11 protein-coding genes are annotated in these 11,324 nt (G+C 47.7%); 4 read left to right on the forward strand and 7 right to left on the reverse strand.

What is annotated here, in order from left to right; genetic code table 11:
* Positions 1-243 precede the first annotated feature (243 nt).
* The 3 genes from HMPREF9944_RS00435 to mnmE are packed head-to-tail and all read left to right on the forward strand — an operon-like array spanning position 244 to position 3,656.
* A complete protein-coding gene (locus HMPREF9944_RS00435; protein WP_008563676.1) occupies positions 244-1,404 on the forward strand; it encodes a hypothetical protein in 1,161 nt (386 codons plus the stop codon).
* A gap of 9 nt (positions 1,405-1,413) precedes the next feature.
* On the forward strand, positions 1,414-2,292 hold the full coding sequence (locus HMPREF9944_RS00440; protein ID WP_008563677.1) for a nucleoside phosphorylase: 879 nt from the start codon (positions 1,414-1,416) through the stop codon (positions 2,290-2,292).
* Positions 2,292-3,656: a tRNA uridine-5-carboxymethylaminomethyl(34) synthesis GTPase MnmE gene (gene mnmE, locus HMPREF9944_RS00445; protein ID WP_008563679.1), complete on the forward strand. Its 1,365-nt coding sequence runs from the start codon at positions 2,292-2,294 to the stop codon at positions 3,654-3,656. Before HMPREF9944_RS00440 ends, mnmE begins: the two co-directional genes overlap by 1 nt.
* Before the next feature lie 120 nt (positions 3,657-3,776).
* Here mnmE and rplT read toward each other — a convergent pair whose 3' ends face one another.
* The 7 genes from rplT to HMPREF9944_RS00475 all read right to left on the reverse strand — a co-directional run bounded on the left by rplT (position 3,777) and on the right by HMPREF9944_RS00475 (position 10,257).
* The gene (gene rplT / locus HMPREF9944_RS00450) at positions 3,777-4,121 is read right to left on the reverse strand and encodes a 50S ribosomal protein L20 (RefSeq protein ID WP_008563680.1); all 345 of its coding nucleotides are present in this window, start codon (positions 4,119-4,121) and stop codon (positions 3,777-3,779) included.
* A gap of 36 nt (positions 4,122-4,157) precedes the next feature.
* Positions 4,158-4,355 carry a 50S ribosomal protein L35 gene (rpmI, locus tag HMPREF9944_RS00455; RefSeq protein WP_008563681.1) on the reverse strand — a complete coding sequence of 66 codons (198 nt, stop codon included), beginning with the start codon at positions 4,353-4,355 and terminating at the stop codon, positions 4,158-4,160.
* 64 nt (positions 4,356-4,419) lie between these two features.
* Positions 4,420-5,115, reverse strand: a complete 696-nt coding sequence (infC, locus tag HMPREF9944_RS00460; RefSeq protein WP_008563682.1) for a translation initiation factor IF-3 — start codon at positions 5,113-5,115, stop codon at positions 4,420-4,422.
* 579 nt (positions 5,116-5,694) lie between these two features.
* Positions 5,695-5,859, reverse strand: coding sequence for a rubredoxin (gene rd, locus HMPREF9944_RS12595; protein WP_008563683.1), 165 nt, complete (start codon positions 5,857-5,859; stop codon positions 5,695-5,697).
* Positions 5,860-5,885: 26 nt separating this feature from the next.
* Complete coding sequence (locus HMPREF9944_RS00465; RefSeq protein ID WP_008563684.1) at positions 5,886-7,076, reverse strand: anaerobic nitric oxide reductase flavorubredoxin; 1,191 nt, start codon at positions 7,074-7,076, stop codon at positions 5,886-5,888.
* Positions 7,077-7,180: 104 nt separating this feature from the next.
* Positions 7,181-9,274: an outer membrane beta-barrel protein gene (locus tag HMPREF9944_RS00470; protein WP_008563685.1), complete on the reverse strand. Its 2,094-nt coding sequence runs from the start codon at positions 9,272-9,274 to the stop codon at positions 7,181-7,183.
* A 56-nt stretch (positions 9,275-9,330) separates the two neighbouring features.
* Entirely contained in the window at positions 9,331-10,257 is a 927-nt protein-coding gene (locus HMPREF9944_RS00475) for a DMT family transporter (protein WP_008563686.1), read from the reverse strand.
* 878 nt (positions 10,258-11,135) lie between these two features.
* Between HMPREF9944_RS00475 and HMPREF9944_RS13180 the strand changes: the two genes are divergently transcribed.
* On the forward strand, positions 11,136-11,324 hold a 189-nt coding region (locus HMPREF9944_RS13180), incomplete at its 3' end, for a hypothetical protein (protein WP_216594331.1).

An 11,324-nucleotide genomic window follows, 5' to 3' on the forward strand; every position in this document is an offset into this window, starting at 1 on the left:
ACCAAATAATAAGCGTTAAAAGATGCAGAGAAATCAAAGTTTCTTTGCATCACCGTACACATCTTATTATCGTTGATTGAAAATATCATCTTGGCGGCAAAGGTAAGGCTAATTTATGATATAACCAAATCTTTCGGATAGAATTTTATGACAGGTTATGGCAAGAAGCCCTAAAATCCCAGTAAAGTTTCATCATTATTATTTTTTTTGCTTATCTTTGTGACGCATAAAGAACGAAACTCTATGAAGAAAACCGTAATAAGTTTTTTAATCGTGTGGCTGCTGTTTCCCCTTTCAGTCGGGGCACAGACAAAGCCGAAGGGACGGAAAGCGCCGGCAAGACCGACTGCCGTGGCTGCAAAACGCGTGACGCCGGAGAATGCGCTGTTTCGTGAGTTGCTTCCGGCCACGGCTAAGTTGCTGTTCGTTGATAGCGTCGTTGTCGATAAGCAGGACTTTCTGTCGAAGATTCCCATGAGCCGGTTGTCAGGTAGTATACTTACCACAAAGGAGTTCTTGGGTCGGACGCAGTATCCCGAAGCGTCGGCTTTCATCAATGGCATCGGCAATCAGGCCTTTTTCGCCGACGGAGACACTGTGCAGACGGCAATCTACAGCACAGACAGGCTCGGTGGTAAATGGGACACGCCTGTGCGAATAGCCGCCATCGACGACAAGTATCGGTTGGCAAACTATCCTTTCGTGCAGAGCGATGGCGTGACGCTGTACTTTGCGGCACAAGGAGTGAACAGTATCGGAGGTTACGATTTGTTTATGACGCGATATAACCGTGAAGAGCATCGTTTCTATGCGCCCGAGAACATGGGACTCCCTTATAACTCCACGGCCAATGATTATCTGTTGGCCATTGACGATGCAAACGAGTTGGGTTGGTTGGTGACGGATAGGAACATGCCCGAAGGAAAAGTGTGCATCTATACTTTTGTTCCTACCAAGCAACGGCTGTCCTATGCGGACGACCATCTGACGCCGTCGCAGTTGGAGGCGCAGGCACGTATTCAGTCTATAGGCATGACATGGAAGAATGGCGACAGACAGGCCGCTCTCGGTAGGTTGAAGCAGTTGGCGACGCGTGGAAAAGTCGGCGATGAGTTTAAGGCCGGTCTGCATTTCGTTGTGAATGATGGCGTGACGTTGGAAAACATTTCCGACTTCAAGGCAGAAAACCGGCAGAACGTGTCAAAGTTGCTGGCGCTGCGCAATAACATCATTAAAAATGAAGTTGAATTACAGCTATTACGTGACAGCTATGCCTCTCTTTCACGCGGCAAACAGCAGGCTATGCGGCAGCAAATCCTTGATAGGGAGAAAGAATTGGAACAACAGCAGTTGCAGATAACAAGACTTGAAAAGGAAATCCGAAATATCGAAAACCATAAATAAACATTTCGTATGGACAAGAAGAAATATTTTGCAGCGTCTGAGTTGCTCATCAACGAGGACGGAAGTATCTTTCATTTGCATCTAAAACCCGAACAATTAGCCGATAAGGTCATCTTGGTTGGCGACCCCGGTAGGGTTGCTTTGGTGGCATCGCACTTTGATACCAAGGAATGCGAGGTTGAAAGCCGCGAATTTCATACGATAACCGGCACATATAAGGGAAAGCGTATCACCGTGCAAAGTACGGGTATCGGTTGTGACAATATAGACATCGTACTCAATGAACTGGACGCCTTGGCGAATATTGATTTCAAAACACGCACAGAGAAAGACACGCATCGCACGTTGACCTTGGTGCGCATCGGGACCTGTGGCGGTTTGCAGCCCGATACGCCTTCGGGAACGTATGTGGCCAGCATCAAGAGTATTGGCTTTGATGGATTGCTCAACTTCTATGCCGGAAGAAACGAGGTCTGCGACTTGGATTTGGAGGCTGCATTCACGGAGCATATGCACTGGAACCCGCAACTTTGTGCACCTTACGTGATTGACGGTGACAAGGAACTGATAGACCGTATCGCCCAAAACGATATGGTACGCGGCATTACAATCGCTTGCGGTGGTTTCTTTGGTCCTCAGGGCCGTGAGTTGCGCATTCCTTTGGCTGATCCCGAACAGAACAAGAAGGTAGAGTGTTTTGAGTATAACGGGCTTCGCATTACCAACTTCGAGATGGAGAGCTCTGCACTTGCCGGACTTTCAGCGTTGATGGGACACAAAGCTATGACTTGCTGTATGGTGATAGCCAACCGACTTGCACAAAAGGCAAACACAGGATACAAGAACACCATCGACGGTTTGATAGAGAAAGTGTTGGAGCGTATTTGATGGACGGAGAGACAATCTGTGCATTGGCAACTCCGGAAGGGGGAGCCATCGGTGTCGTAAGGGTCAGTGGCGATAGGGCCATTGAGATTACGGAAAGGGTTTTTCATGGTGCAAGCAACAAGAAACTTGCGGAAGCCAAGGGGAACACGTTGCATTACGGGACACTACATGACAAACAAGGAAATCTTATAGACGATGTTCTCATTGGTGTTTTCCGTGCTCCTCACAGCTATACGGGCGAAGACAGTACGGAAATATCATGCCATGGTTCGGGTTATATCCTGCATCAAGTGATAAAAGCACTCATCGACGCGGGGTGTAGGCAAGCACAACCTGGCGAATACACCAAACGGGCTTACCTAAATGGCAAGATGGACTTGAGTCAGGCAGAAGCCGTTGCCGACCTTGTGGCTGCATCGAATAAGGCTTCACACAAACTTGCACTTAGTCAGTTGAAAGGGCATTTTAGTAGTGAACTATCTGTGCTTCGTGAGCAGTTGCTACGGATTACTTCTTTGCTTGAACTCGAACTTGATTTCTCTGACCATGAAGAATTGGAGTTTGCCGATAGAGATGAATTAAAGGCACTTGCAGCGCAAATCCATCAACAAATCACCATGCTTGCGCGTTCGTTCGAGACAGGTAATGCCTTGAAGAAAGGTGTGCCCGTTGCAATCGTAGGTAAAACCAATGTAGGGAAAAGCACATTGCTTAATTGTCTGCTGCACGAAGATAAGGCCATTGTCAGTGATATTCATGGAACGACCCGTGACGTCATAGAAGATACGACAGAAATCAATGGGATAACATTTCGGTTCATCGATACGGCAGGCATACGTAGGACAGATGATAAGGTCGAGCAATTGGGTATAGAACGTGCCTATCAGAAAATTGAAGAAGCATTCATCGTTCTATGGGTCGTCGATCGACAGCCTTTGGCAGAAGAATATGCAAGAATGCAGCGTCTGACGACCGGAAAGAAACTGATTACCGTTTTTAATAAGATGGATTGCATGGCTGTAAAGTCTAATACTGCAGCCTCATGTTCCCCCGCGGTCTTTATCTCTGCAAAACTAAAACAGAATATTCCAGACTTAGAGGCTGCCATCTATCGTGCAGCCGACATCCCCGACATTAACGAGAATAGCGTTATCGTAACGAATGCCCGGCACTACGAAGCACTGACCCATGCCGATGAGAGCATTCAACGTGTTATTGAGGGCATGAATCTCGGCCTTAGCGGAGACCTCATTAGTGAGGACCTGCGTATCTGTCTTGACCAATTGGCAGAGATTACCGGCGGACAGATAACCACGAATGAAGTTCTTGGAAATATTTTCAAGCACTTCTGTATCGGTAAATGATGACTCTGGTTCACTAACTCTCATATTTCTTTCTATGAAATCGTGAGATAGAGGGCTGAAAAACAAAGAAGAGGGCACGTCTGAAGTGCCTTCTTCTTGCTTATATAAGATTTCGAAGGGTTATTTTACTTTATCCACGATGGCCTTGAATGCTTCGGGATTGTTGACAGCAAGGTCGGCAAGGACTTTGCGGTTGATTTCGATGCCGGCTTTGTGGAGGGCACCCATCAATGTGGAATAGCTCATGTCTTCCAAACGCGCTGCAGCATTGATACGCTGTATCCATAGTGCACGGAATGTACGTTTCTTGTTTCTGCGGTCGCGATATGCGTAGGTGAGTCCCTTTTCCCAAGTGTTCTTTGCTACTGTCCAAACGTTCTTTCTTGCTCCATAATAACCTTTAGTGAGCTTCAGAATTCGAGTTCTCTTTGCTTTTGAAGCAACATGATTTACTGATCTTGGCATAGTTTTCTTTCTTTAATGTTCTTACTAAAAAGTGAATTAACGGAGACAGAGCAAGTCACGCACCTGCTTCATGTTGGTTCGGTCAACCAGTGTCTGGTGAACAAGATTTCTCTTTTGCTTCTTTGTCTTCTTAGTCAGAATGTGACTGTGGTAAGCGTGATGTCTTTTAATCTTACCGGTACCGGTGAATGAGAATCTCTTCTTTGCACCGGAGTTTGTCTTTACTTTTGGCATTTTTTTAATTTTTAGTTGTTATTTATAAGTGGCAACGCATATACCGGGCGTTACGCACGTTTTCTTAATCTTCGACAGGGCTCTCGCTCTTCAGTTTGTCAAGCGCATTCTGCCCATTTCTTGCATTTGCGAACAAGCCGTTCTTCTCGGCATTTCCCTCTTTCTGGCTTTGTTCCATGGCCTTGGCTTCGGCTTCTCGCTTTTCGCGGTCAACCTTCTGTTGGCTTTTCTTCACCACGCCGACTTTCTTAGGAACAAGGTAAAGGAACATCTTTTTCCCCTCCAACTTTGGCATTTGTTCAACCTTGCCATATTCTTCAAGGTCGTTTGCAAAGCGAAGCAACAGAACCTCTCCCTGCTCTTTGAACAAAATGGAGCGACCGCGGAAAAAAACATAGGCACGCACTTTGTTTCCCTCGTTCAAGAAACCTTTTGCATGTTTCAATTTGAATTGATAGTCGTGCTCGTCGGTTTGAGGTCCGAAGCGGATTTCCTTCACTTCGACCTTCACCTGCTTCTGCTTGATTTCCTTCTGATGCTTTTTCTGCTGATAGAGGAACTTTGAATAGTCGATGAGACGACAAACTGGTGGCTGTGCGTTTGGGGAAATCTCTACGAGATCTACGCCCTGTTGGCGTGCCATATCCAAGGCTTTGCGTGTAGGCACGACTTCAGAACCGTCTTCTCCAACGATACGAACTTCACGTACGCGTATTTGTTCATTAACACGGTACTGATTTTTCAATTTGTCATTCTTCATTCAACTGTTTTATATTGTCTGTTTTTTGCTAAACGCCTGCAAAGTTACCATTTTTCAATGAACCAACCAAGAAATCTGTTTAATTTTTAAATAGTATCTGAACTTTTGCGATAAAATGCTGGAAGAAATAGGATTGAACGCTTGTAGGAAAGAAAAAAAAATACGCTCTTTGGGCTGACAATGGCGGGCCTTAGCCCCAGTGCTGTTCCGAAGTAGTGAACAAGGTGAGCTTGACAATATATACTATTGTGGGGCACAATATATACTTTCGTGCCCCACAATAGTATATATTGTCAATTACGGGTCCTACTTCCGTGCATCATGCTGCATACTATTGTGACGGATTTTAACCCTGTTATATCCTTTGTAGCCTGGGGTAGGTGAGTGTAATGTGCGCCTACTCCGGGTAACTTATGTGCGAGAGGGGGATAACACGGTGTTGTTGAATGTGGAATAATAATGCCACAATCCACAATTCACATAACAGAGCCCCGGCCTTTGCTGGTCGGGGCTGTGTGCAAGATGTGAGGACGTCCTCACTTATTTTCCGTGAAAAGACACTTCCGCGAGAGGGAGGCGTTATTCTTCAACTTCGCTGAAGTCGTCCTTGGTCACGCCGCAAGTGGGGCAAACCCAATCATCGGGAATGTCTTCGAATGCCGTACCGGGAGCAATGCCACCGTCGGGATCTCCTACTGCGGGGTCATAGATATACCCGCAAACGTCACATACATACTTTTTCATAATCGTTTTTGTTTAATATTAATAATCTATTTCGTTGCGATAGCAAACGCTTTTCCATATTCCCGACAAGTGGCAAGCGCGTCTTCGTCGGGCACCCAAAGGGTCTTGAAGCCTTCGTTGACAAGTTCGAAGCCGGCTTCCTGCAAATGCGTGCTGATGAGCTTCGGTGCATCGCCGCTCCACCCGTAAGAGCCGAAAGCTGCTCCCTTCTTGTCTTTGAACTTCAGGCCGCGGGCCATCTCGAGAATGCCGGCAATGGCGTAAGAATAGCCGTAGTTGATGGTGGGCGAACCCACGAGCACGGCTTTCGACTGGAACATCTCGGTCAGAATATCGTTCTTGTCTTCTTTCGCTGCATTGAAGAGCTTCACGGTGACGGTATTATCTTCGGCCAGAATACCGTCGGTGATGGCCTCGGCCATCTTGCGGGTCGACTGCCACATCGTATCGTAGACAATCGTAATCTGATTTTCCTTGTAGTCGCTCGACCATGCCAGATATTTCTCCACAATCTGCATTGGGTTCTCTTTCCACATCACACCGTGGCTCGGGCAAATCATCTTGATGGGAAGGTTCATACCGATGACTTCCTTCACCTTGCGATTGGCCATCGGACTGTAGAGATTGATGATGTTGGCATAATACTTCTCGGCCTCCCACAGCAGGTCGTCCTGCTTCACAAGGTCATTGTAGAGGGACTCCGATGCAAAATGCTGACCGAAGACGTCGTTAGAGAACAATATCTCATCGCCTGAAAGGTAGCTGAACATCGTGTCGGGCCAATGCAGCATGGGAGCCTCAATGAAAGTCAATGTCGACTCGCCGATTTCAAGTGTATCGCCAGTCTTGACTGTCACATAGTTCCAATCCTGATGATAGTGCCCACGAAGAATGGCCTCGCCTTTCTTCGTGCAGTAGATGGGTGTGTCAGGAATCTCGCGCATCAGTTCGGGAAGTGCACCACTATGATCGATTTCATTGTGATTCATCACGATGTAGTCAATCTCCTTCAAATCAATCTCTCGTTTCAAACGGGCAACAAACTCCTTGTCATAGGGTTGCCAAACCGTGTCCATCAACACGGTTTTCTTGTCACGAATAAGAAACGCATTGTAGCTTGAGCCATGATAGGTGGAGAGTTCATCGCCATGGAAACTCACCAATTCCCAATCAATCTTGCCGACCCAAGTTACTTTCTCTGTTATTTTCTTTGCCATATGAATTACGATTTGTTTTATCAATGGACAAAGGTAACAATAAATTTCAAGAGAACAACAATAAAGCTTCTTTTTTTGAATTTCTTAGGAAAGAGCCTATCTTATCAGTGTCCCATTCGAGAAGTATCAACGCCTTTTACCTTCTTCTCCTTGTAACCGCCGAATTTATAGATAATCGTGATGGTGCCCGACGCCCATTGTTGTCCGACTTTCATGCGGTAGTCCTGATTGCCCTGCACGGAGCGCGTGTCAAACTGATGGTTAAAGATGTTGCTGCCATTAATGTGTAGGTTCCACTTGTCATTGGCCGAAGCCCAGCGCAAGTCGGCATTCAGCATGAATACGGGACTGATGTCATACACCCCCTGTATTGATTTCGTCTGAAAGAAAGGGTTCAGTATGAGGCGCAGGTCTTGTGTATGGCATAGTTTGATGGAAGTAGTGCTCCCGAGTATAGCGCTGAATTTCTTGCGGTCGAACGGCAAGTCGAAGAAATGGCTACTCTTATCGTGCTTGCATAGCCCAACGATAAACGCATTACCGCTTAGCCACTTGCCTATAGTGAACATGGCCGAGGCCTGAAGTCCGAACGTACGGTCGAAGTCGAAATTGGTTTCTTTCATGATGACGGCCATACGGTCGGTGGTCTGGTAGGGCAGTTGAACGGAATAATCCGGCTTCAAACTGGCAAAGGCCATGAGCGTATAGCGCCGTTTGAACTGCCACATGAGGTTAACATTATAGTAGGAATAAGGTTTCAGGTTAGGATTACCCCATATCTCAGAGTAAGTAGACGGATAGAAGATACTGCTCATGGTTGACCAATAACTGGGAAACTCAGTGTTGGAACTGAATGACAGGTTCAGAATATGGTCGTCATTGATATTCCACAGCGCATTCAGCGAAGGATAAATATGCCATTCGTTCCATTGTAAAGAGTGGTATTGCTCGGCAGCAAGCGAAGCTTCAAGACTCAAGTGCTTGGTAAGCTGCTTACTAAATCCTGCATACACGTTCCATATCCGTTCGGAGATGTCTACGCTACTCGATGCACCCGGCACCACATTGCCCAGCTTGTCGAGTGTAGTCTGAAAGCTGTTATTGGTTGCAAACTGCGCTTTGAGGCCATACGACAGTCCCCAACCATGGCTCAAAGAATGGTTTTGGTCAGCCGCAAATGCCCACTTACGGATGGTCTGCCGGCTGTGGGTGGCAAGATTACGACTTGTGCCCGAAAGACCTCCTCCCGTGAGCAGCATTCCGTCAAGTAACTGTTCTTGGGGCATTCGATAATATGTATACGAAGCATTGAGCCGCAATCCGAAGGGCAGTGAATAGTCTGCGTCCACATTGTGCATATAGGTATGACTGTCAGAATGTTGTTCTGCGACGCCCGTTCCCGTGGTATGATTGTTGGCATTGTACTTGCTCCATGTCCCTGTGTAAGAAAGGTCAAGCCTGTGGTTCTTGGCAAAAGCATAGTTCATGCCTAATCGATAGCTGTGTGCAATACCGAACGACTTTTTCCACGTCTTGTCGTAATAGGCAATGCGGTTACCGACCAATGGGTGATTGGCCTCATGAGAGACTTCGCTATACGAACTGCCATCACGGAAAGAATACTGCACATCCATGCCGAACTTTCCGTGCTGTATATTCAGATATCCTTTGCCAAATCCCATTCCGTATCTGCTTTGCTGCCAGCTTCCGGTAATCTGTCCCGACAACAGACGCTCGCCGGCATGCGCTTTTGTGACGATATTAATGGCCATGCCACGCACATGATATCGTGCAGGAGCCGAAAGCATCACTTCTGCCTTGACCACTTCCTTGGCAGGCAATGCTTTCAAACGGTCGGTCAATTGCTCTTGTGTCAGCGTTGTGGCCTGTCCGTTTATGATGAGTGTCACTCCGTTACCTGAGAATTTAAGACTTCCGTCGGCATCACTGATACCGGGAATGCGCGTCAATGCTTCGTATGCATTGTCGGCCGGAAGCTGTTTCAAGAGCTGCGGCATATTGTAGGACAGCATTCCTCGCTCGGCCTTGACAATGGGGCGAGAGCCTTTAATCATCACTTCGGGCAGACTGTGCATCATCTTTTCCATTGTAAGCGAGTCCGCAACGTCTGCAGTTTGGGCTTCCATTGCCATCACATCACACAACAAAGCCCCCACAATCAATAGTTTGCAATTCATAACTCATCTATATGTTAACGCTTTGGAAACGGAATCTCCGCTTCCTTTGTCTTAATTTATCTTCTCTTTCCATTTGCAGGCGAAGCAATGATATAAATACCGGCGGTGGCAAGCAGGCCTGCAATGGCATATTTCCAATAGAAGGGTTCGTGAAGACACAGACATGAGGTCACAGCTCCCACAATGGGAATCAGGGAATTATAAATGGCCACTTTGCCCACGGGATTGCAAGTGAGGAGCTTGTTGTAGAGGGTGAAGCCCAACGTGCTGATGGCTATCAGCAACAGCAGGTAGAGCATGCCCAGTAGCGTGGTCCGGGGCAATGTGCCACCCCACAACAAGGCCGGAACAATCAGCAGTGCACCGCCGACGGCCAGACTGTAGCCCGTCCCGACAAACACATCGACACGCTTACCCAGCCCACGGGTCAACAGAGAAGCCGTGGCCCCGCAGAGCGCATTCAGAATAATCATACCGTCACCCAGCCATGTGAACCGTCCGCTGTCGGCATTTCCCAAGTTCAAACAGAGGATACCCACGAAGCCGATGCCCACGCCCATGAGCTTCTGCCATGTCATCTTGTCGCTTTTGAAGAAGATACAGGCCAGAATGACTACTGAGAACACGCTCATCGAGTTGAGAATAGCCGCCCGAGAGCCTTGACTGTGCGACAGTCCGATGTAGAAGAAGGCATAGTGCAACGTGGTGTTCATCATGCAGAAAAGGGCGATATACCACCAGCTGCCGGCCGCCTTGACGCTGAAATCCCTGCGCGTCAGGCGGGCTATCGCAAGGATAATCAGGCCCGACAGACCGAAACGAATACCGGCAAAAAGCATCTTGCCGGCAGTCATGTCGGCCGTTATCATGAATTCGGCAAACCCCAACTTGATCAGTGGATAGGCCCAGCCCCATGCAATGGCGGCCGTGAGTGCGAAAAGCGAAACCCATAGTGGGCGTTGAAATATACTTTGCTGTTCCATTCGTCTCCTGTTTCCAGCCTACAAAGTTAATGTTTTGTGCCGGATTATTGGGCATAAATCCCACGTTTTCTTACCTTGCGATGCCATCTCTGCCATTTTACCGTGCAATCTCAGCTATATTACCGCACAGAATGGCTGGGATTACGTTGCAAAAAGGCTGATATTGCAAGCCGGGACACTCACTCCCGGTCCTCCAAGAAACCCAGCCTGCCCCTCCAAAAACCTACCCCGAGTCTCTCCCAATACCTACCCCGACCCTCCCAAAGGGAGGGAGCCCGAGCTTGCGGGCCTGGCGAATGTAGCATAGCGTCTGCCCTCGCTGTGAATACAGCGAGGGGCGTCGAGCGTGCAAGCCGCTTTTGTGTCCGTATTCGCGGACTCGTTTGTGGCGGCAAATGGAGGGATTTTGAGTGTGTAAGTCGCTTGCATGCCTGTATTCGAGGAAACGTTTGTGGCGATATTTGGAGGAATATTGGGTGTGCAAGCCATTTTTGTGCCCGTATTCGAGGGTTTGTCCGTAGCGATATCTGGAGGAATACCGAGTTTGCAAGCGGTTTGCGCTCTCCTCCTTCGGAGGGGTTGGGGGAGGTTTTCCTTTTTTCGAAAACAACGTCGGCGACGTCGTCGACTTTTTCTACTCTTTTCGTCGTCTTTTTTAGTTCTTGTTCTTGTTCATTGTTCTTAGGAACGTTAACAGGTTGATTATCAATGGTTTCATTTGTTAATTTATTTAAACTTCTGTTTGACTTTTCATTTTTCGCGGAACATTTAACAAATAATTGCAAAAGATAAGGGCTCGTGAAAGTCTGTCCGTCGGGTTCGATTTCAAACAATGCGGGGAAGTCGCGAATGAGCTGCAGAATGGTGCATTTGCTCTTGTGGCAGACGTATGCGATTTCGGGCACGATGGAAAGCGGAGCGCGGCAGTCGGTGTGGCGTTCCAAGAGACATTTCATGATGTAGAGCACGATTCCCCAGCCCTCGATGCCGTATTTCTGACGCACGAGTGTCATGTCAAGCGAGTTGAGCATCGCGATGTCGAAGCGAATGAAGGGACCTTTCCGGTT

The organism is Segatella maculosa OT 289, from assembly GCF_000243015.1.
GTDB classification, from domain to species: domain Bacteria; phylum Bacteroidota; class Bacteroidia; order Bacteroidales; family Bacteroidaceae; genus Prevotella; species Prevotella maculosa.

Bases quoted from the DNA above. Each gene is read 5' to 3' on its own strand.
- HMPREF9944_RS00465 (WP_008563684.1), bottom strand. From the start codon at position 7,076: ATGGCAAAGAAAATAACAGAGAAAGTAACTTGGGTCGGCAAGATTGAT.
- infC (WP_008563682.1), bottom strand. From the start codon at position 5,115: ATGAAGAATGACAAATTGAAAAATCAGTACCGTGTTAATGAACAAATA.
- rpmI (WP_008563681.1), bottom strand. From the start codon at position 4,355: ATGCCAAAAGTAAAGACAAACTCCGGTGCAAAGAAGAGATTCTCATTC.
- HMPREF9944_RS00440 (WP_008563677.1), top strand. From the start codon at position 1,414: ATGGACAAGAAGAAATATTTTGCAGCGTCTGAGTTGCTCATCAACGAG.
- HMPREF9944_RS00470 (WP_008563685.1), bottom strand. From the start codon at position 9,274: ATGAATTGCAAACTATTGATTGTGGGGGCTTTGTTGTGTGATGTGATG.
- HMPREF9944_RS00435 (WP_008563676.1), top strand. From the start codon at position 244: ATGAAGAAAACCGTAATAAGTTTTTTAATCGTGTGGCTGCTGTTTCCC.
- rd (WP_008563683.1), bottom strand. From the start codon at position 5,859: ATGAAAAAGTATGTATGTGACGTTTGCGGGTATATCTATGACCCCGCA.
- mnmE (WP_008563679.1), top strand. From the start codon at position 2,292: ATGGACGGAGAGACAATCTGTGCATTGGCAACTCCGGAAGGGGGAGCC.
- rplT (WP_008563680.1), bottom strand. From the start codon at position 4,121: ATGCCAAGATCAGTAAATCATGTTGCTTCAAAAGCAAAGAGAACTCGA.
- HMPREF9944_RS00475 (WP_008563686.1), bottom strand. From the start codon at position 10,257: ATGGAACAGCAAAGTATATTTCAACGCCCACTATGGGTTTCGCTTTTC.